At 72.1% G+C, this 19,840-nt stretch carries 21 protein-coding genes; 8 read left to right on the top strand and 13 right to left on the bottom strand.

The window, feature by feature from the left end; all coding sequences use genetic code 11:
* Positions 1-34 precede the first annotated feature (34 nt).
* The 5 genes from ABZ459_RS01465 (at position 35) to ABZ459_RS01485 (ending at position 3,660) form a co-directional block, all read left to right on the top strand.
* Positions 35-454, top strand: coding sequence for a roadblock/LC7 domain-containing protein (locus ABZ459_RS01465; RefSeq protein WP_357964510.1), 420 nt, complete (start codon positions 35-37; stop codon positions 452-454).
* Positions 451-828 carry a DUF742 domain-containing protein gene (locus ABZ459_RS01470; RefSeq protein WP_352356948.1) on the top strand — a complete coding sequence of 126 codons (378 nt, stop codon included), beginning with the start codon at positions 451-453 and terminating at the stop codon, positions 826-828. The genes ABZ459_RS01465 and ABZ459_RS01470 overlap by 4 nt, the downstream gene beginning before the upstream one ends.
* Positions 809-1,396, top strand: coding sequence for an ATP/GTP-binding protein (locus tag ABZ459_RS01475; protein WP_352324453.1), 588 nt, complete (start codon positions 809-811; stop codon positions 1,394-1,396). Before ABZ459_RS01470 ends, ABZ459_RS01475 begins: the two co-directional genes overlap by 20 nt.
* A gap of 71 nt (positions 1,397-1,467) precedes the next feature.
* The gene (locus ABZ459_RS01480) at positions 1,468-2,085 is read left to right on the top strand and encodes a hypothetical protein (protein ID WP_357964512.1); all 618 of its coding nucleotides are present in this window, start codon (positions 1,468-1,470) and stop codon (positions 2,083-2,085) included.
* An 87-nt stretch (positions 2,086-2,172) separates the two neighbouring features.
* Entirely contained in the window at positions 2,173-3,660 is a 1,488-nt protein-coding gene (locus ABZ459_RS01485) for an APC family permease (protein ID WP_357964514.1), read from the top strand.
* Positions 3,661-3,714: 54 nt separating this feature from the next.
* On the opposite strand, the gene ABZ459_RS01490 is transcribed toward ABZ459_RS01485, so the two are convergent.
* The 3 genes from ABZ459_RS01490 to ABZ459_RS01500 all read right to left on the bottom strand — a co-directional run bounded on the left by ABZ459_RS01490 (position 3,715) and on the right by ABZ459_RS01500 (position 7,025).
* Positions 3,715-5,334: a cation acetate symporter gene (locus tag ABZ459_RS01490; protein WP_357965842.1), complete on the bottom strand. Its 1,620-nt coding sequence runs from the start codon at positions 5,332-5,334 to the stop codon at positions 3,715-3,717.
* Positions 5,335-5,351: 17 nt separating this feature from the next.
* Positions 5,352-5,681, bottom strand: coding sequence for a DUF485 domain-containing protein (locus ABZ459_RS01495; RefSeq protein WP_357964516.1), 330 nt, complete (start codon positions 5,679-5,681; stop codon positions 5,352-5,354).
* A gap of 165 nt (positions 5,682-5,846) precedes the next feature.
* The gene (locus ABZ459_RS01500) at positions 5,847-7,025 is read right to left on the bottom strand and encodes an aminotransferase class I/II-fold pyridoxal phosphate-dependent enzyme (protein ID WP_357964517.1); all 1,179 of its coding nucleotides are present in this window, start codon (positions 7,023-7,025) and stop codon (positions 5,847-5,849) included.
* A gap of 11 nt (positions 7,026-7,036) precedes the next feature.
* On the opposite strand from ABZ459_RS01500, the gene ABZ459_RS01505 reads away from it, so the two are divergent.
* Positions 7,037-8,029, top strand: a complete 993-nt coding sequence (locus ABZ459_RS01505) for a LacI family DNA-binding transcriptional regulator (RefSeq protein WP_357964518.1) — start codon at positions 7,037-7,039, stop codon at positions 8,027-8,029.
* A gap of 1,785 nt (positions 8,030-9,814) precedes the next feature.
* Here the strand turns inward: ABZ459_RS01505 and ABZ459_RS01510 are convergent.
* From ABZ459_RS01510 to ABZ459_RS01535, 6 genes are all read right to left on the bottom strand, one after another.
* Positions 9,815-11,302 (bottom strand): cation acetate symporter, encoded by a 1,488-nt coding sequence (locus ABZ459_RS01510; RefSeq protein WP_357964520.1) that lies wholly within the window; start codon positions 11,300-11,302, stop codon positions 9,815-9,817.
* A 19-nt stretch (positions 11,303-11,321) separates the two neighbouring features.
* Positions 11,322-11,774 (bottom strand): hypothetical protein, encoded by a 453-nt coding sequence (locus ABZ459_RS01515; RefSeq protein ID WP_357964522.1) that lies wholly within the window; start codon positions 11,772-11,774, stop codon positions 11,322-11,324.
* On the bottom strand, positions 11,771-12,520 hold the full coding sequence (locus tag ABZ459_RS01520) for a LytTR family DNA-binding domain-containing protein (protein WP_357964524.1): 750 nt from the start codon (positions 12,518-12,520) through the stop codon (positions 11,771-11,773). Before ABZ459_RS01520 ends, ABZ459_RS01515 begins: the two co-directional genes overlap by 4 nt.
* 114 nt (positions 12,521-12,634) lie before the next feature.
* Entirely contained in the window at positions 12,635-13,813 is a 1,179-nt protein-coding gene (locus tag ABZ459_RS01525; RefSeq protein ID WP_352356966.1) for a histidine kinase, read from the bottom strand.
* Positions 13,814-13,859: 46 nt separating this feature from the next.
* Positions 13,860-14,273: an HIT family protein gene (locus tag ABZ459_RS01530; RefSeq protein ID WP_357964526.1), complete on the bottom strand. Its 414-nt coding sequence runs from the start codon at positions 14,271-14,273 to the stop codon at positions 13,860-13,862.
* Positions 14,270-14,977, bottom strand: coding sequence for a DUF1838 family protein (locus ABZ459_RS01535; protein WP_357964528.1), 708 nt, complete (start codon positions 14,975-14,977; stop codon positions 14,270-14,272). The genes ABZ459_RS01530 and ABZ459_RS01535 overlap by 4 nt, the downstream gene beginning before the upstream one ends.
* 52 nt (positions 14,978-15,029) lie before the next feature.
* On the opposite strand from ABZ459_RS01535, the gene ABZ459_RS01540 reads away from it, so the two are divergent.
* Positions 15,030-16,586 carry an MFS transporter gene (locus tag ABZ459_RS01540; protein ID WP_357964530.1) on the top strand — a complete coding sequence of 519 codons (1,557 nt, stop codon included), beginning with the start codon at positions 15,030-15,032 and terminating at the stop codon, positions 16,584-16,586.
* 5 nt (positions 16,587-16,591) lie between these two features.
* Complete coding sequence (locus ABZ459_RS01545; RefSeq protein WP_357964532.1) at positions 16,592-17,188, top strand: helix-turn-helix domain-containing protein; 597 nt, start codon at positions 16,592-16,594, stop codon at positions 17,186-17,188.
* Here ABZ459_RS01545 and ABZ459_RS01550 read toward each other — a convergent pair.
* From ABZ459_RS01550 to ABZ459_RS01565, 4 genes are read right to left on the bottom strand one after another with little or no spacing between them, the layout of a single operon-like run.
* Positions 17,175-17,612: a protease inhibitor I42 family protein gene (locus ABZ459_RS01550; RefSeq protein WP_357964534.1), complete on the bottom strand. Its 438-nt coding sequence runs from the start codon at positions 17,610-17,612 to the stop codon at positions 17,175-17,177. The two genes, ABZ459_RS01545 and ABZ459_RS01550, sit on opposite strands and share 14 nt — an antisense overlap.
* The gene (locus ABZ459_RS01555) at positions 17,609-18,547 is read right to left on the bottom strand and encodes a YihY/virulence factor BrkB family protein (protein WP_357964536.1); all 939 of its coding nucleotides are present in this window, start codon (positions 18,545-18,547) and stop codon (positions 17,609-17,611) included. The genes ABZ459_RS01550 and ABZ459_RS01555 overlap by 4 nt, the downstream gene beginning before the upstream one ends.
* A gap of 2 nt (positions 18,548-18,549) precedes the next feature.
* Positions 18,550-19,182 (bottom strand): DUF3618 domain-containing protein, encoded by a 633-nt coding sequence (locus ABZ459_RS01560; RefSeq protein WP_357964538.1) that lies wholly within the window; start codon positions 19,180-19,182, stop codon positions 18,550-18,552.
* On the bottom strand, positions 19,179-19,559 hold the full coding sequence (locus tag ABZ459_RS01565) for a phage holin family protein (protein WP_357964540.1): 381 nt from the start codon (positions 19,557-19,559) through the stop codon (positions 19,179-19,181). The genes ABZ459_RS01560 and ABZ459_RS01565 overlap by 4 nt, the downstream gene beginning before the upstream one ends.
* Positions 19,560-19,840: the final 281 nt, after the last annotated feature.

Consider the following 19,840-nt stretch of genomic DNA (forward strand, 5'->3'; position numbering starts at 1 on the left):
GCGCCGCGGCCCGGCTCCCGACGGGAGGCCCGACATGACGCCCAGCGCGGGCACCGACCTCAACTGGCTGCTCGACGACCTGATCGGCCGGATCAAGGAGGCCGAGCACGCCATCGTGCTGTCCTCCGACGGCCTGCTCATGGCCTCGTCCGCCGGTCTGCAGCGCACCGACGGTGAGCACCTGTCGGCCGTCGCCTCCGGCCTGCAGAGCCTGGCCAAGGGCGTCGCGGACCACATCTCCGCCGGCGCGGTGCGGCAGACGGTCGTGGAGTGGAAGTCACAGTTCCTGATCGTGACGACCGCGGGCGAGCGCGCCTGCCTGGCCGTGCTGTGCGCCCAGAACGCCGACATCGGGCTGGTGGCGTACGAGATGGCGATGCTGGTGGCGCGGGTCGGCCAGTACCTCACCTCCGGCGCGCGCAACGCCGAGGCCGTCGCCAGGAGCGACCGGTGAGCACCACGGAGGAGTCCACGGACGAACACTGGATAGATCCGGAGATCATCCGGCCCTACGTCGTCACGCGCGGGCGGACCCAGCCCGCGCACGGCAAGTTCGACCTCATCTCCATGGCGCTGGCGGTGGGTCCGCCGCCGGGGCCCGACGCCGGGCTGGACCCCGAACACCTGCGCATCCTCCAGCTCTGCCGCGAACCCAAGTCCGTCGCCGAGATAGCCGCGCACCTGAACCTCCCGGCCGGCACGATCCGCGTGCTGCTAGGCGACCTGTTCGACCGCGAACTCGTCTCTGCCCAGGAACCGCAATCCGAGGTGGACATGCATGACATGAAGATGTACAGGGCGGTGCTCGATGGTCTTCGCTCGCTCTGAGCGCCCGCGCCTCCCGACGGCGATCAAGATCCTGATCGCCGGCGGATTCGGTGCGGGCAAGACGACGATGGTCGGAGCCGTGTCCGAGACCCGGCCGTTGCGCACCGAGGAGGTGCTGACCGACCGCAGCGTGGGCGTCGACGACCTGACCTCCGTGGAGGCCAAGCGCACCACCACGGTGGCCATGGACTTCGGGCGCATCACCCTGGGCACCGACTACGTCCTGTACCTGTTCGGCACCCCCGGGCAGGAACGCTTCTGGTTCGTGTGGGACGAGCTGGCCGAGGGCTCCCTGGGGGCCGTCATCCTGGCCGACACCCGCCGCCTGGCCGACTGCTTCCCCTCGGTCGACTACTTCGAGCGGCGCGGGACGCCGTTCGTGGTGGCGGTGAACTGCTTCGAGGGGTCGCCGACGTTCGAGCTGGACGAGGTGCGGCTGGCGCTGCAGCTCAACCCGTCGATCCCGATCGTGATGTGCGACGCGCGGAAGCGGGACTCCAGCCGAGAGGTGCTGATCACCCTGGTCAAGCACTCGGCCCGGCTGCGCGCGGAGCCGGTCGGAAGCTGAGAACGGCCCGCGGACGACCTCCGGGAGGTCGTCCGCGGCCGCCTCGGCACGCGCTTGGCATACTTGCCGTGATGAACGACGCACGGGCTTCCTGGCGGAACACGACGCACGACTGGACGGGCGGCGTGGACGAAGAGCACCTCGCGGGCATCCGCCGCCGTCCGGGCGAGTTCGCTCCCGGCGGTGTGCCGCACCTGGTCCTGGAGGTCGTCGCGTACGCCGCCGACGAGGCGGAGAGCCGGGGCGGCGGGCGTTGCGCCGTCGTCCTGCACCCGGACGGCTCGGTCGAGGTGACCGACGACGGCCGGGGCACCGACACCCGCCTCGACGAGCACGGACGGCCCGTCAAGAAGCCGATCATGGCCACGAGGGACCTGCGGTTCTTCGACCATCCCGGCGCGCAGACGCTGCCCGACGGCCACCCGCGCCGGGGCATGTCCGTGGTCGCGGCCCTCAGCGAGTGGCTCGTCCACACCAACCGCCGCCTGGACGGCTCCTGGACCCGCCGGTACGAGCACGGCCTGCCGGTGAGCGACCTCGAACCGGTCGCCGGCGACGGCACGACCGGCACCGGCGTCCGGTTCCTCCCCCGGGCGGACCTGCGTGCCGCCGCGCCCGCGACGGCGGCGGACCTGGCGACCTGGCCGTGGCCGCACCTGGCCGTAGAGGTACACGACCGGCGAGGCTGACACTCGCCCGCCTGCCGCTTGACGGCGCGGGCGTGCGGGCAGACCTTGGCAGGTGAGACGATCCGCCTGCGTGCGGGAGGCCGGGCCATGACCGACGACGAGCTGCTGTCCGAGCGGGTGGCGGGCGGGATCCTGCCCCGCGTGCTGACCACCTTCGACATGGTCGCGATCTTCGTGGCCGTCGTCCTGTTCATCACGAACGCCGCCGTCATCCAGAGCGCCGGTCCGGCCGCCTTCGGCTGGTGGGCCATCGCGTTCGCGCTCTTCCTCGTGCCGTGCGCGATCGTCACGGGGCAGCTCGGCGTGATGTTCCCCGGCGAGGGGTCGATCTACCTGTGGACGAGCAAGGCGTTCGGGCCGTTCTGGGGGTTCTTCGCCGGGTTCTGCGCGTGGTGGCCGGGCGTGCTGGTCATGGTCGCCACGGGGACGCTGACGATGTCGTTCCTGGGGCTGGTGTTCCCGGCCCTGGGCGAGCTGCCGGTGCAGGCCCAGGGCGGGATCATCGTGGTGATCCTGGTGCTGGCCGCCGTCCTGGCGGCGCTGCGGTTCAGGCTCACGCAGAACGTGGTGAACGCGGTCTTCGTCGCCTACGGGCTGGCGATCCTGCTCATGTTCGCCGCCGGGGTCGTCCACCTGCTGCGCGGCAACCCGCCGGCGACCGACCCGTGGGACTTCGCCGCCTGGAGCCCGTCGGCCGAGCACGGCGTCAACTTCGCCAACTGGAGCTTCTTCGGCCTGGCGGTGCTGGCCCTGCTGGGGGTCGAGGTGCCGCTGAACATGGGGGTGGAGATCCGGCACGAGCGGGCGGTGACCCGCTACCTGCTGTGGGGCTCGCTCGCGGTCATGGTCGCCTACCTGGCGGCGACGTGGGGCGTGATGGTGTCGGTACCGCCGGACCGGGCGGCCGGGGTCACGGCCGTCGCCCAGGCGGTGGGCGTCGGGCTCGGCGAGTGGGCCGGACGGCTGGTGGCGCTGCTGCTGGCGGCCATGTTCTTCGTCATCACGGTGGTCTACGACTACTCCTTCGCCCGGCTGATCTTCGTCTCCGGGCTGGACCGGCGGCTGCCCGCCGTGGTCAGCCACGTGAACGCCCACAAGGTGCCCGACGTGGCCGTCTGGATCCAGACCGTGCTGGCGGCGGTGTTCACGGTGGCGGCGTTCGTCGTGGTGCCGTTCGCGTCGGCGACGCCGGCGGACGCCCAGACCGAGGTCTACAACGTGTTGCAGGCCGCGGTCACGGTGATCTGGTGCCTGTCGATCGTGGTGCTGTTCGTGGACGTGCTGATCATCCTGCGGCGCTACCGGACCCAGTTCGAGGCACGGCGGCTGGCCTCGCCCGCCGTGTTCTGGGCCGCCTCGATCGTCGGCGCCCTGGCCTCGCTGGTGGGCGTGGTGGCCACGCTGTCGGGCTCGTGGACGCCGCTGATCTCCAACGACGCCGGCACGGTCACCCTGTTCGGCGCCCGCGTCGCGTACGGCACCTGGTTCTGGCTGGTCGGCGGCATCGCCCTGGCCTCGCTCGCGGTCGGGGCGCTGCTGTACCTGGCCGGCCGGGCACACGCCCGTAGACGCTGACCGGGGCCCGGCCTGTGGCAGGCCGGGCCCCGTCACGCGCAGGGAGAGCGGGGGTCAGTGCTCGGTGGCCTTCTCGGCGCCGACGCCGGTCAGCGAGCGCACCTCGATCTCGGCGTACTTGGCGGCGTTGTACTCCTTGCTGAGGATCGTGCCCAGCCAGCCGAACAGGAAGCCGAGCGGGATGGAGACGATGCCCGGGTTGCTCAGCGGGAACCAGTGGAAGTCCACGCCGTGGATCAGCGCGGTCACCGCGCCGCCCGCGGGCGGCGGCGGGGCCGAGACCACCGGCGAGAAGATCACCAGGATCAGCGCCGAGCCGAGGCCGCCGTAGATGGCCGCGACCGCGCCCGCCGTGTTGAACCTCTTCCAGAACAGGCTGTAGAGGATCGCCGGCAGGTTGCCCGAGGCCGCGATGGCGAAGGCCAGGGCGACCAGGAACGCCACGTTCTGGCCCTGGGCGAGGATGCCGAGGCCGATCGCGATGGCGCCGATGACCAGCGCCGAGACGCGGGCCACCACGACCTCCTGCCGCTCGCTGGCGCCGCCGCGCTTGAAGACGTGCGCGTACAGGTCGTGGGCGAAGCTGGAGGAGGAGGCCAGGGTCAGGCCCGCGACGACGGCCAGGATCGTGGCGAAGGCGACGGCGCCGATGAGCGCGAGCAGGATCGTGCCGCCGACGTCGCCGAAGATCTGCGCGCCGATCCGCTCGGCGAGCAGCGGGGCGGCGGTGTTGGCCGCCTTGTCGGCCTTGAGGATGTCGGTCTTGCCGACGATGGCCGCCGCGCCGAAGCCGAGCACCAGGGTCAGCAGGTAGAACACGCCGATGATGCCGATGCCCCACAGGACCGACTTGCGGGCGTCCTTGGCGGTGGGGACGGTGTAGAAGCGGATGAGGATGTGCGGCAGGCCCGCCGTGCCGAGCACCAGCGCGAGGCCGAGGCTGATCAGGTCGATCTTGCCCGCGAGCCCCTGGGCGTCGGTGCCGTACTTCAGGCCGGGGATGAGGAAGTTGCCGGGGTTGGCCTTCGGGCCGCTGGTGGCGGCGGCCTGGCCGAGCAGGGACGAGAGGTTGAAGCCGTACTTGCCGAGCACCAGCAGCGTCACCAGCGCGGCGCCGGTCATCAGCAGCACGGCCTTGACGATCTGGACCCAGGTGGTGCCCTTCATGCCGCCGAACACCACGTAGACGATCATCAGCGCGCCGACGCCGATGATCGTCCAGACCTTGCCGGCCTCGCTGGTGATGCCGAGCAGCAGGCCGACCAGCGCGCCCGCGCCGACCATCTGGGCCAGCAGGTAGAAGATGCTGACCACGATCGTGGACACGCCCGCCGCCGTGCGCACCGGGCGCGGGCTCATCCGGAAGGCCAGCACGTCGGCCATGGTGAACTTGCCGGAGTTCCGCATCAGCTCGGCCACCAGCAGCAACGCCACCAGCCAGGCGACCAGGAACCCGATGGAGTACAGGAACCCGTCGTAGCCGGAGACGGCGATGATGCCGGCGATGCCGAGGAAGGAGGCGGCCGACATGTAGTCGCCGCCGATCGCCAGGCCGTTCTGGACGCCGCTGAAGGACCGGCCGCCCGCGTAGTAGTCGGCGGCCGTCTTGGTCTGGCGGCTGGCCCAGAACGTGATGGCCAGGGTGCCGGCGACGAAGGTGAGGAAGAGGATCATCCCCAGCGTCGTGGAACTCACTGCGTCTTCTCCTCGACCTCGTGACGGAGCTTGTCGGCGATCGGGTCGAGCTTCTTCTCGGCGTGCCGCGCGTACGCCCACGCGATGAGGAACGTCGAGACGAACTGCAGCAACCCGAAGATCAGCCCGACGTTGATGTCGCCGAACAACTTGATGCCCATGAAGTCGCGGGCCCAGCCGGACAACACCACGTACAGCAGGTACCACACCAGGAAGGCCACCGTCATGGGGAAGGTCCAGCGGCGGAAACGCCGCTTCAGCTCCTGGAACTCACTGCTCTCCTGCACCTGTTCATAAACGGACGCGTCATGTTCTCTGGTCGTCACGAGACCTCCACTGTGATGCGGATCACGCTCAACGTAAGAGCGCAACCTACCCGTCGTGGAGAGGCGTGGGGGTGCTGTTCGGCGAGCCGCTCGCGTACCGCGTTTAGTTGGGGATGGCCTGCGGTGAAAGGTCTGTTCAGCGCGATGAGCGGTCGGGTATTCCGTTCACCCCGATATCGGACGCGAGGGGCCGGGCAGGGCGCTCAGCGCCTGATCCAGGTCCTCGACGAGGACCGCGGCGGGCTCCAGGCCGATCGACAGGCGGGCCAGGCCGACGGGGATGCCCATGGTGGCCCGCACGCTCTCCTCGAGGGTCAGGGCGGGGGCGATGACCAGGCTCTCGAAGCCTCCCCAGGACACACCAATCCTGAAATGTCGCAATTTATCGAGGAAAAGTGCGGCCTGCTGGCGATCGTCCGTGGCGAGTTCGATGCTGAACAGGCTGGAGAAGCCGGACATCTGCCGCAACGCGGTCGCGTGGCCGGGATGGGAGGGCAGCCCCGGATGGTTCACCGCCCGTACGGCGGGATGCCCCTCCAGGAACGCCGCCACCGCGAGCCCCCGCTCCTGGTGGGCGGCCATCCGCACGGGCAGCGTGCGCAGCCCCTTGATCACCTTGGCCGCGTCGTGCGGCGACATGGCCGCGCCGTAGAGCTGGTACTCCGTCAGCGCCAGCGGCCGGATCAGCCGGGACGGTCCGACCACCACGCCGCCGACCAGGTCGCTGTGCCCGCCGACGTACTTCGAGAGCGAATGCACGACCAGGTCCACGCCCAGCGTCAGCGGTTTCTGGAACAGCGGCGTGGACCAGGTGTTGTCCATGACCGTGACGAGCCCGCGCCCGCGCGCCCAGGCCGCCACCTCGGCGATGTCCACGATCGCGTACGCCATGTAGGAGGGCGACTCGAAGTACAGTAGGCGGGTACTCGCCCTGATAGCGCTGTCACATCCCGCGAGGTCGTCGACGTGCGTATGCGTGACGCCGTACTTCTCCAGGTAACGCAGGAACTGCGTGGTCGGCCCGTACACCGCGCCGAGCACCAGCACGTGGTCACCGGCGGACACCAGCGAGGAGATCGTCGCCGAGATGGCGCCCATCCCCGAGCCGAAGCACTTGGCCCGCTCACCGCGTTCCAGCGCGGCCAGCTTGCGCTGCGCCACGTCGACGGTCGGGTTGGTGCCGCGGCCGTAGACATACCGCTCGTCCTCGTCCCGGATCGCGGCTCCCAGCTCGGCCGCCGTCCCGAAGGTGAACAACGAGTTCTCGAACACCGGCGGGTTCACCGCGCCCAGCGTCCACGGCTCGTCCTCGTCCATCCGGCCGCAGATCCATTCATCCTCCATGGGGGCAGACTATGACAACGCGTAAGCCCACCATGGCGGACGTCGCCCGGCACGCGGGCGTCAGCCTGAAGACGGTGTCCCGCGTGGTCAACCAGGAGCCGCACGTCCGGGCCTCGCTGCAGCAGCGGGTGCACGACTCGATCAGCGCGCTCGGCTTCCGCCGCAACGAGGCCGCCGCCCGGCTGGCCCGGGGTGCGACCATGCTCACGCTCGGCCTGGTGATGGAGAACATCTCCAACGAGTTCTACGCCCGCCTCGCCGCCGCGGTGGAGGCGGCGGCGGCCGAGCACGAGGCGCTGGTGGTGTTCGGTTCGTACGAGGAGCGTCCGGACAAGGAGCGCATGCTGATCGAGTCGATGCACGCGCGGGGCGTGGACGCGCTGATCGTCGTGCCCTCGCCGGCCGACCACTCCTGGCTGGCCGAGCACGGCGGCCCCCGTACGGTCTTCGTCGACCGTGTGCCATGCGGGCTCGACCGGGCCGACGTGGTCATGCTCGACGACGAGCGCGGCGGCCGGACGGCGACCGCGCACCTGCTCGCCCACGGGCACCGCCGCATCGCGCTGATCTCCGACGACGACGGGCTGAGCTCGGTGCACGACCGGGCCCGCGGCTACCGTGCGGCGCTGCGCGAGGCGGGGGCCGCGGCCGACGAGGCGCTGGTGGTGCGGGGGGTGTTCGATCCCGGGCGGGTGTCGTACGAGGTGGGGCGGCTGCTCGACCTGCCCGACCCGCCGACGGCGTTCTTCGCGACGAACAACCGGGCGGCGATCGGCGTGCTGCAGGCGTTGCGGGAGCGTCCCGAGCGGCCGGCGTACGTGGGGTTCGACGACTTCGCGCTGGCCGGCCTGTTCAGCCCGGGGGTGACGGTGGTGCGGTACGACATCGGCCGGCTGGCGCGCGGCGCGGTGGAGCTGCTGCTGGATCCCGTACGCGAGCCGCGCCGGATCACGGTTCCCGTGGAGCTGGTCGCCCGGGGGTCCGGGGAGTTGCCACCTGCCTGACCTTCCGGTCAAACCTCCCCCAAGTCCCCTTATGTCGGAGCCTGATGGGATACGTGAGGGGTAATCGCAGGTCATGGCCGAGAGCAGCCCGTACCGCGATGACCGTACGCCCGAGGAGCAGGCGCTCGGCTCCGACGCCTCGGCGTCCGCCCGTCCGAGCCCTGAGGTCTGCCTGGAGATCTCCGAGGTGCGGATGGAGGAGGCCGGGCCGCCTGTTGCCCGGCGCGGCGGCGCGCAGGCGCGGGCGACGTTGCGGGTACGCCTGGACGACGTGGCGCACCTCATCGACCACCTCCTGAACGCCGCCCCCCACCTCCTGGACCACCTCACCCCGACCACCGCCACTCCCCCACCCCGCCATGCCTTCCCCACCACCACGGACACCCCCTCCACCCCCGGCGCCTCGGGGACGCCCTCGGCGGCGCGGGCAGGCGGGGCGTGGGGAGGCCGGCCGATGGAGGGCGGCGAGGTGCGGCGGGGATGGCCGAGGGGCGGTGCCCCCTCCTGGCGACCGGAGCGGAAGCACGCGGGCGACCTGGGAGCGGCCACCGGACGAACCATCCACCACGCGGCCCCGGGCGAGGAGGCCCCGCACACCGTCCCGGGACACGAGGTGCTCGACGTCGAGGCCCACGCCGGGACGGCCGCCAGACCCATGACCGAACAGGCCGCCCGGCACAGCGACGCCTCCCACCCGACGCCCCCGACCAGACCGTACTTCGCCCCCGACGAGGGAACCCTCCCTGACGAGTCGCCCACCGCGAGCCCCACACCGCACGAGCTTTCCCGCCAGGCACGGGACGTCATGCCGTCGCCTGCGGACCGTCGTTCCGGCTCGGCCCGGCCCGCCGGCCAGGACCCGGGGCCCGGCCGTTCCAGGAGCCCGCACACCGGCGTCGGCCCGCGCCCTGGCCTGGACCCTCCGCCGCAGGAGCCGTCCCACCCCGGCCTCGCGCACCGGATACCGTCCCAACCCGGCCCTCGGCCACAGGCGCCGGCCCAGCCCGCCCACGCGCCGCACGCGTCGGCGCAGCGGCAGCCCGGCCGTCCCGCGCCCCAGGCCGGCAGCAGGCCACAGGAGTGGACCCGTCCGCACGTCCCGCCCCAGGGGACCGCCCAGCCACGTCCGGGCCGAACCCCGGCCCCGCCCGACACCGAGCCAGAGGGTTCGGCCCGGCCGGACGTCCCGCAGGAAGGGACGGGTCGGCCCTGGCCCGGCCGAAGCACGTCCCCACGAGCCGCCGGCCTGTACCGCCCCGGCCTGGACCCACCACCCCAGCCCCACGATCAGGGCGGCATCCCGCGCCCCACGCGAAGCGACCATGAGCTCAGAACCGCGAGCGACCGCACAAGCCCAGCCGCATCAAGGGCCGCAGGGGCCGCACACAGCGAGGAGGCCGGAGACAGAGCGGGGGCCGTGGGTGGCGCGGGGAGGGTGAGGGGTGCCGGGACCACAGGCACAGCCGGGGCCGGGGGCAGTGCCCGCACCGAGGGTGGCGCTGGTACCGGAGGCGGTCCCGGGAGGGGAAGGGGCACCGGGGGCGGGGCAGAGGCCGGTGGTGTGGCGCGGAACGAGGCCGCCAGCGGAAACGGGGTGGCGTCGGAGCGCTTGGGAGGCGTCGCCGCAGGCTGGTCGTGAGCCGGAAGATCTCGACACCTGAGCAAGCCGGGAGGGCGAGCAGCCCCCACCGACACGCTCCCACGCGAGCGTCCATCGGCCGCAGACGACGGACGGAGCCGACAGACGGGACGGCGGGCCGAGCGCGGGCCTACAGGCCCGGGAGGTCATGGGGAGCGGGGGTGCCAGTCGCCGCGGTCGAGGTCGAGGTTTTCCGGGGTGTGGAGGCGGACCATCGTGCGGGCCACGCCGGGCGGTACGCGGTGCGGGGTCAGGAACGACACCGACACCATCACGGTGAACGCGATCGGCACCGTCCAGGCCGCCGGCTGGGCCAGCAGTGCCCCCGTGAGCCCCTCGTACGGCCCCCCGGTGATCGTGGCGAGCACGGCCGAGCACGCCAGCCCGCCCCCCACGAACAGCCCCGCCAGCGCCCCGGTCGTGGTGAGCCGCCGCCACCAGATGCCCAGCACCAGCAGCGGGCAGAACGACGAGGCGGCCACCGCGAACGCCAGCCCCACCACGTCCGCGACCGGCAGCGCCCGCGCCCACAGCGCCAGCGCCAGCGGCACGGCGACGGCCATGAGGGTGGCGATCCGGAACGAGCGCACGCCGCCCTTCAGCAGGTCCTGCGCGATCACCCCGGCGACGGACACGGTCAGCCCCGAGGAGGTGGACAGGAAGGCCGCGAACGCCCCGGCCGTCACGAGGGCGGTCAGCAGGTCGCCGAGCGTGCCGCCGATCATGCGGCTGGGCAGGGTGAGCACGACCGCGTCGGTGCGCACGAGGTCGGGGGCGTAGAGGCGGCCGAGCCAGCCGTACAGGGCGGGCAGCAGGTAGAACGCGCCGAGCAGGGTCAGCACGACCAGCGTCGTACGGCGGGCGGCCCGGCCGTCGGGGTTGGTGTAGAAGCGCACGAGCACGTGCGGCAGGCCCATCGTGCCGAGGAACGTGGCCAGGATCAGCGAGTACGTCGAGTAGAGCCCGTACTCCTTGGCCCCGGCCAGCGGCATCTGCCAGGTGGTGGCGTCCTGGACGCTGAGGGCAGGCGCGCCGTCGCCCTTCCAGGCCAGCAGCAGGAACACCAGCGGCACGGCCAGCGCGGTCAGCTTGAGCCAGTACTGGAAGGCCTGCACGAACGTGATCGACCGCATGCCGCCGGACAGCACGTTCACCGCCACCACGCCGGCGACCAGCAGCCCGCCCGCCCACACCGGCGCCCCGGTGATCGTGCGCAGCACCAGCCCGGCGCTCTGGAACTGCGGCATCAGGTACAGCCATCCGATCAGGACGACGAGCACGCTGGCGGTCCTGCGTACGGTCATCGACTCCAGCCTGGCCTCGGCGAAGTCGGGCAGCGTGTACGCGCCCGAGCGCCGCAGCGGCGCCGACACCAGCACCAGCAGCACCAGGTAGCCGCCGGTCCATCCGACGGGCAGCCACAACATGTCCACGCCGTAGGACAGGATGAGCCCGGCGACGCCGAGGAAGGAGGCCGCCGACAGGTACTCGCCGCCGATGGCGGAGGCGTTCCACAGGGGGCTGACGGTCCGGGAGGCGACGTAGAAGTCGGAGGTGGTGCGGGAGAACCTGATGCCGTACGCGCCGATGAGCACGGCCGCCGCCATCACGACGACCACCGCGGTGAGGCTCACGAGGGGCCCTTCGCGCCGGTCACCGGCGTTCCACCAGCTCGGCGAAGTGGCGTTCGTTGCGCTCGGCCTGGCGGACGTACAGCCAGGCGCCGATGACGAAGGCGGGGTAGATGAGCCCGGCCAGCACCGCCCACGGCAGGGAGACGCCGAGGACGTCCACCTCGCGCAGTTCGGGGATGAGCAGGAACAGCAGCGGCAGGCCGCCGACCACGCAGGCCAGCACGGTGCAGACGAACAGGGCGAGCCGGAACTGGGTGCGCAGGAGCGAGCGCATGTAGACCTCGCCGAGGCGGGTCTGCTCGTCGATCTCCCTCGTGGCCGGGTAGCGGGGGCGGCGGGCGGCGGCGGTGCGCGGGCTGGTCACGCTGACCCGGCGCGGCGTCTCGGAGCGGCGGAAGGCGTCCATGCGGCGGGCGGCGGCGTCGGTGCGCGGCGACCCCGCCGGACGCCCCGGCCGGGGATCGGGGGTCATTCCGTCCTGCCCTTCCTGGCGCGGCGGACCAGCAGGTCGCGCAGCTCGCGGGTGTGCCGCCGGCTCACCGGGAGCTCGGTGTCGCCGACCCGCACGCTGCACCGGCCCGAGTCGATGTGCAGCTCCTCGATGTGCTTGACGGCGACCAGATGGCTGCGGTGCACCCGGACGAACCCGGCCGGGGCCCAGCGTTCCTCCAGCGTGGCGAGCGGGATGCGGACGAGGTGGCTGCCGTTCGCGGTGTGCAGCCGGGCGTAGTCACCCTGGGCCTCCACGTAGACGACGTCGGCGCTGGAGACGAACCGGGTCACGCCGCCCAGCTCGACGGGGATGGTGTCGCTCTCGCCGGTCTCGGCGGGCACGTCGGACGAGACCGCCACGCGCCTGATGGCCTCGGCGAGCCGTTCGGGACGTACCGGTTTGAGCAGGTAGTCCTCGGCCTTGATCTCGAAGGCGTCCACCGCGTGCTCCTCGTACGCGGTGACGAACACGACCCGTGGCGGGTTGGCGAACTGCGACAGCAGCCGTCCGAGCACGACGCCGTCCAGCCCGCGCATGCGGATGTCGAGGAAGACGGCGTCGATCGGGCGGCCCTCGGCGATGCCGCGGTCCAGCAGGCGCAGCGCGGCCGCCCCGTCGCGCGCCGTCACCACCTCGCCGATGCGGGCGTCGGCGCGGAGCAGGTAGGACAGGTCCTCCAGCGCGGGTAGCTCGTCGTCCACCGCCAGGACGCGCAGCCCGGTCACACGTCACTCCTCACACCTCGAATGCATTAGACAGTGATGAAACCGGCACCAAACGTCAAGGCCGTCACGGCGGGGTCACAGGTGGGGGCAGGTATGAGGGCGGGCTGGAGGAGGTCAGCGGGCCGAGACGCCGGGGTGGTACTTCGGCAGGCGCACGTTGACCTTGGTGCCCGCGCCCGTGCCGGTCTCGACGACCAGGCCGTACTCGTCGCCGTAGACCTGGCGGAGCCGTTCGTCGACGTTGGCCAGGCCGACGCCGCCGGTGGGGGCGATCTCGCCGGCCAGGATGCGGCGCAGCCGGTCGGGGTCCATGCCGAGGCCGTCGTCCTCGACGCTGATGCGGCACTCGGCGCCGGCGTCCTCGGCGATGATCGTGATGCGGCCGACGCCGTTGCGGCTCTCCAGGCCGTGCCGGACGGCGTTCTCGACCAGCGGCTGCAGGCACAGGAACGGCACCGCCACCGGCAGCACCTCGGGGGCGATGCGCAGGGTGACCTGCAGCTGGTCGCCGAACCTGGCGTGTTCGAGGGTGAGGTAGCGCTCGATCGAGTGCAGCTCCTCGGCCAGCGTGGTGAACTCGCCGTGCCGCCGGAAGGAGTAGCGGGTGAAGTCGGCGAACTCCAGCAGCAGCTCACGGGCGCGTTCGGGGTCCGTACGGACGAAGGAGGCGATCGTGGTGAGCGAGTTGTAGATGAAGTGCGGCGAGATCTGCGCGCGCAGGGCCCGGACCTCGGCCTCCATGAGCAGCGTGCGCGAGCGGTCGAGCTCGGCCAGCTCGAGCTGCGAGTTCACCCAGCCGGCCACCTCCTGCGCCGCCCTGACCAGGCCGGCCGAGGCGTTCTGCCCGTAGGCGGCCAGCGCGCCGACCAGGCGGTCGTCGGTGGTGAGCGGGACGACGACGGCGTGCCGGATCGGGCATTCGAGCAGCTCGCAGTCGATGGTGAGCACCTGGGTGCGGCCGTCCCGCAAGGTGGCGGCGGCGTGCTCGAACGCCTGGGCGGCGTGGTGGTCGCCGGCGCCGTCGTAGACGAGCAGGCGCTCGCGGTCGGTGATCGCCAGCGCGGCCGAGCCGAGCAGCGCGCGCAGGTGGCGGGAGGCGCGCTCGGCGCCCTCGGGGGTCAGCCCGGCCCGCAGCGGCGGCCCGGCCATGGAGGCGGTGTGCAAAGTCTCGAACGTGGCCCGCTCGGCCGGGCTGGTGCCCAGCTCGCGGCGGCCCCGCATGACGCGCCAGAGCACGATCGCGGGCACGCCCACCAGCACGGCCACGACGGCGACGCCGACCAGGTACTCCACGCGCCCCGAGCCTAGCGCCCGCCGCCGCCCGCCCCGCCGGCCACCCTCACTCCGCCGCCAGCGCCTTGGCGACGGCCGCCGCGTAGGTCTCGGCCTCCTGCGCGGACTCGTAGGTGGTGCGCGGCCAGAAGAAGCCGCGCAGGCCGTCCTTACGGTTGCGCGGCACGACGTGCACGTGGAGGTGGGGCACGCTCTGGCTGACCCGGTTGTTCATCGCCACGAACGTGCCGGCCGCCGCCAGCCCCTCCTCCACGGCCCTGGCCATGGCCTGGACCCGGGAGAAGAACGGCCCGACGTCGGCGAGGTCGGCCAGCGTCTCGACGTGGAGCCGGGGCACGACGAGCACGTGCCCCTTGAAGACCGGGCGGGTGTCCAGGAAGGAGACGGCCACCTCGTCGGCGCTCACCACGTGGGCGGGACGCGCGCCGGCGATGATCTCGCAGAACAGGTCGGTGCTCACCGCCCGACCTTATCGGCGAAGGCCGTCCAGCTCGTCATGTTGGGCGCGGTCCACTCGGCGGGGGCGTGCAGGAAGTGCTCGCCGACGCGCTCGCGCAGCCGTCCGGGGACGTCGGCGACCTTGGCGCCCCTGCAGTGGTAGACCAGCCCGCCCGGCCGCTGCCCCATGGCCATCCAGGGCAGCCAGGGCGAGACCCGGCACCAGGAGAAGACCGCCGGCACGTCGGGCATGCCGGACTCGACGTCGGCGGCCGAGGCGAAGAACTGGAACAGCTCCAGGGCCCGATACGTGTCCCGAGCCGAGTTTTCCGGATATTTCGCGACAGGTAGTGGCGAAGGGTAGGAAAGGCGGATGTCGGCGTTGAAGACGACCTGCTCCCCCAACCGCGTCACCGGCACCGGATAGGCCCCGAGCCGCTGGTTGACCGGGTCGTTGAAGACGTGCTGCACCTCGACGGACCGCCCGGTGAGCGGGTTGTCCCACACGTCGACCGGCTCCCTGGTCCTCGGGTCGAGGTAGAGCGCCGCCTCCCTGGTCAGCAGCTCCCAGCCGCCGTCGGCCGGGCGCGCCCGCGCCACGTTCAGGCCCTCGAAGCCGAACAGGTGGTGGGGGCCGTCGTCGTCCTGCCAGCCGTAGACGTCGCCGGTCCAGTAGGAGATCGTCTCGGCGCCGTCGGCCGAGGCACGCACCCGGATGAAGTCCATGATCCGGAGCTTACCCCTTGTTTCGAGACAGCATGTTGCTATCTTTAGGGACATGGTGTCGCTAAATGAGCGGACCCGGCAGAGCTGGCTCCCGCTGATCGTGCTCGGCGTCGGGATGTCGATGATCATCATCGACGCGACGATCGTGAACGTCGCCGTCCCCGCGATCATGGGCGATCTGGGGTTGTCGGCCACGGACGTCGAATGGGTGAACTCCATCTACTCCCTGGCCTTCGCCGCCCTGCTCATCCCCCTCGGCCGGACCGGCGACGTGCACGGCAGGCGCCGGATGTTCGCCGTCGGCCTGGTGGTGTTCCTGGCCGCGAGCATGCTGGCCGCCGCCGCGCCGAGCGGCGCGCTGCTCATCGCCGCCCGCGTCGTCCAGGGGGTCGGGGCGTCCATGGTCGTCCCGATGACGCTGGCGATCATCAACTCCCTCTACACGGGCTCGCGCCGGACGATCGCCTTCGCCGTCTGGGGCTCGATCATCGGCGGCATGGCCGCGCTCGGCCCGCTGCTGGGCGGCTGGGTGGTGACCGACTTCGGCTGGCGCTGGGCGTTCTGGGTGAACCTGCCGATCGGCCTGCTCGTGCTGCTCGGCACGGTCAGGGTGCCCGAGTCGAAGGACCCGGCGGCGGGCGGCTCGGACGTCCCCGGAGTGCTGCTGTCGGTGGTCGGCCCGGCCGCGCTGGTGTTCGGCCTGATCGAGGGCCAGCGCTACGGCTGGTTCACGCCGACCGGCGAGGCCACGCTGTTCGGGTGGGACTGGCCGCTCGGCGGCGTCTCGCCGATCCCGTTCGCCTTCGGGCTCGCGGCGCTCGCGCTGGCCGCGCTGCTGCTGGTCGAGCGCTCACGGGCCCGGTCGGGCCGCCCGGTCGTGCTGGACCTGTCGCTGTTCGCCATCCCCTCCTTCCGGTACGGCGGCGCCGCCGCGATGATCATCAGTCTCGGCGAGTTCGGCCTCATCCTGGTGCTGCCGCTGTTCCTCCAGGCGGCCATGGGGTTCACCGCGTTCGCCACCGGGCTGATCATCGCCTCGCTGGCCGGGGGCACGTTCCTGGCGGGCGGCGTCGTCCCGCGGCTCGGCCTGGCGCCCAGGCTCATCGTGCGGCTGGGGCTCGTCCTGGAGGCCGTGGGCGCGATCGCGATCGGCCTGGCCGTCTCCCCCTCGCTCGGCCCGTGGACGCTGGTGCCCTGGCTCGTCCTGTACGGCGTCGGCGTCGGCTTCGCCTCGGCCCAGCTCCCGAACGTGATGCTCGCCGACGTGCCCGCCCGCCGCTCCGGCGTGGCCTCCGGGCTCCAGAGCACGATCCGCCAGCTCGGCGCCGCCGTCGGCATCGCGGTGCTGGGCGCCGTCCTGGTCACCGGCCTGGACGCGGCGATGGCCGAACACCTGCCCGGCAAGCCCGCCCTCGGGCAGGCCGTACGCGAGAGCGCCGGCACGGCCATCGCGGCGATCAGGGAACCCGCCGACCACGCCGCCGCGGTCGCGGCGGGCGCCGACGCGACCCGCCGGGTCACGATCGTGACCGGCATCGTGCTGTTCGGCGGCGTCGGGGCGACGTTCCTGCTGCCCGATACTGGGAGGAGACGACACGAGGAGGAGTGAGTCCGGTGCCGAGGATCAGCGCGGCCACGGTGGCCGACCATCGGGCCAGCCAGCACGCGGCCCTGCTGGCGGCCGCCATGGAGATCCTGGCGGCCGAGGGTCCGGCCGGGCTCACCCCCGCGGCCGTGGGCGCGCGGGTCGGGCTCGCCCGCTCCAGCGTCTACCGCTACTTCTCCGCCACCGCCGACATCCTGGCCCAGCTCGTGGAGGACGCGATCCCCCGCTGGGCCGACCGGCTGGTCACGGCCACCCGCGACGGCGACCTGGAGGAGCGGGTGCGCGCCTTCGGCGCCGTGTCGCTGGCGTTCGTGACCAGCCCCGACCACGCGCTGCTGCGCGCGGTCGCCGCGGTCGATCTGCCCGCCGAGTGCCGCCACCGGCTCGACCAGCTGCACGAGACGATGATCGAGCCGCTGCGCGGCCTGCTCGCCGAGGCCGGGGAGCCGCATCCCGACCTGGTGGCCCACCTGGGGTGGAGCATCCTGGGCGAGGGCCGGCGCCGCCTGGCCGCGTGCGCCGACGCAGGCGCCGACGCCGAGGCGGAGATGATCACCGCAACCACCCTCGACGTGTTGTGCCGCGCCGTGCTCAGCGGACGGTGATCTCGAAGATCGCCTCGCCCGACTGCCGCCTGCTCTCCTCGTCGGGCGGCGTCGAGCTCCGGCCGCACCGCCAGCAGTCGCGCAGCGTGATCTCGGCGGTGCCCGGACTCTTGGTGTTGAAGACGAAATAGGCGGTGCCGCCGCTGCCGGGGCCCTGGCCCGCGCTCTTCCGCTCCTCGCTGATGTAGGAGGCCACCCTGGCGTCGGGCACCGCCGCCAGCCGCCAGCTGTCGCCCACCGACGGGTTGTCCGGGACGGCCAGCGAGAACCGCTGCCCCGGACGCAGCTCGGCGCGCACGGTCGTGCCCTTGGCACCCTTGACGACGGTGCCGAAGTCGCTGACCGCCGAGCCGCCGCCGCAACCGGCCACCAGGCCCGAGGCCACCAGGGCGAGTGCGGCGACGACGGCCTTTCCACGCTTCACTCGGGAAGGCTATCCTCCTTCGGCGGATCCCGGGGCTCCACGTACGGCTCCTGCCCGACGGGCTCGCCCTCGGCGATCTGGCGTTCCCTGATCAGCTCGGCGTCCAGCTCGGCGCCCAGCAGCAGGGCCATGTTCGACAACCACAGCCAGATCAGGAACACCACGACGCCGGCCAGCGTGCCGTAGGTCTTGCCGTAGGACCCGAAGTGGGCCACGTACAGGGCGAAGCCGCCGGAGACCACGACCCAGAGCGCCACGGCGAGCAGCCCGCCGGGGGTGATCCAGCGCACGCCGGGCTGGCGCACGTTCGGCGCGGCCCAGTAGAGCACCATGATCAGCCCGGTCGCGACGAGCGCGAGCACCGGCCATTTCAGGATGTCCCAGGCGGTCACCAGCGCGCTGCCCAGGCCGAGCGCCTTGCCGACGCTCCTGGCCAGGTCGCCGGTCAGCGCGACGGAGATCGCGCCGAGCGCCAGCAGCACGGTGGCCAGCACGGTGAGCCCGATCCGGAGCGGGGTCACCTTCCAGAACGGACGCCCCTCGTCGATGTCGTAGATGGTGTTGCCGGCCCGGATGAACGCGCCGATGTAGCCCGACGCCGACCAGAGCGCGACCAGCAGGCCGACGATCGCGACCAGGCCGGCCGAGGCCGCGTTCTCCTGGACCGACCGCACGCCCGTGACGATCAGGGAGCGCACCTCGTCGGGCGCCAGCACCACGAGGTTGCCGACCAGGGTGGCGGTGTCGCGCCTGCCGAGCAGGCCGAACACCGACACCAGCACGATCAGCGCCGGGAAGATGGACAGGACGGCGTAGTACGTGAGCGCTGCCGCGAGGTCCTGGACGCCGTCGTTGCGGAACTCGACGACGGTGCGTTTGAGCACGCTCCACCAGGCCCTGCGCGGCAGTTCCGCAGGTCTTTCGGGGGAACGCACGCCTACTTCGCCCTGTTGCGCTTCCTGAGGCGCCGGACGACGAGGGCCGTCACCGCCGCCGCAGCGGCCAGCAGCAGCACGGGACGCTTGCGTGCCCCGGTGGCGGCGTCCTTGACCTGGTGGGGCGTGGCCTCGCGGACCTTGCCCGCGACCTCGCCGGCCATGCCCTTGGCCGTGCCGGTCACCTCGGCGGCCTTGCCCTTGGCCACGCCGGTCATCTCGGCGACCTTGCCCTTGGCCGTGCCCGCCGCCTCGGTGGCCCGGCCCTTGAGGTCGGCCTTGTGGGCCAGGGCGCTGACCGTGTCGCCCAGTTCGTTCCTGGTTTCCTTGATGCTTTTTCGCACGTCGTCCTCTTCCTCTTCCTCGTCGTCCTCGCCGCGGCCTCCGGCCAACGACTCCTCCTCGACCGCGCGGCTCTCCACCGCCTCGGTCCGGTCGTCGGGCATGGGGGTCTCGGGGATGAAGGTCTCGTGTTCCTGCCGGGCCAGCTCGGCCCGTCTGGCGTTCTCCGCAGCCCCCGGTCTCGTCGGAGGCACGTTGATCGACTCGCGTTCGGTCGGCGTGCCGACGGTCGCCCTGCGGGCGCCCACGTCACCGGCGTGCTGCTCGCTGTATCCGGGGTCCGTCTCGCTCATCGGCGTGCCCTCTCCTTGACCATGTCGATATCGGCCTTGACGCTCGCGATGGTTTCCTCGGGGACCGGCGGCGCGGCCTGTTTCACCTGGTTCTTTCCGGTCAGGCCGAGCAGGGCGGCGGCGATGAGCAGGACCGCCCCCACGATCGCGGCGGCCGCCCACCCGGGCATGACCAGAGCGAGGAGCAGGACGACGGCGGTCACCAGCGCGGCACCGCCGAAGAACGCGGCCATCCCGGCCGCGCCGAACAGCCCCGCGCCGAACCCCGCCCGCCTGCCCTTCTCCGCGAGCTCCAGCCTGGCCAGGCGCAGCTCGTCCTTGACGAGCCTGGAGACCTGGTCGGAGAGATCACTGACCAGCTTGTGGGTATCGTTCACGACGTCGCCTCCTCCGCTGAGCAAGGCGACTACCCAGCTGACCGCCTGTTATTACCTCTTGGCGGCCTTCAGCAGGAACCGGAGGACGGACGCCACCGGCGACTTGGGCGCCTCGCACCAGCTGTCAGGCTGCTTCGGCTTGCTCCACGGTGAGGGGAGCTCGCACGAGGGAGCCTGCGGCTCAGGCCGCTCACACCACGATCCGGGAGTGTTCATACTTCGATGGTACGACTTGCGGCCCGGCCCGCAGAAGACTCGCGGACCGGTCGCTCCAGCCCGGC

The organism is Nonomuraea sp. NPDC005692, from assembly GCF_040631115.1.
In the GTDB taxonomy this organism is placed as follows: Bacteria; Actinomycetota; Actinomycetes; order Streptosporangiales; family Streptosporangiaceae; genus Nonomuraea.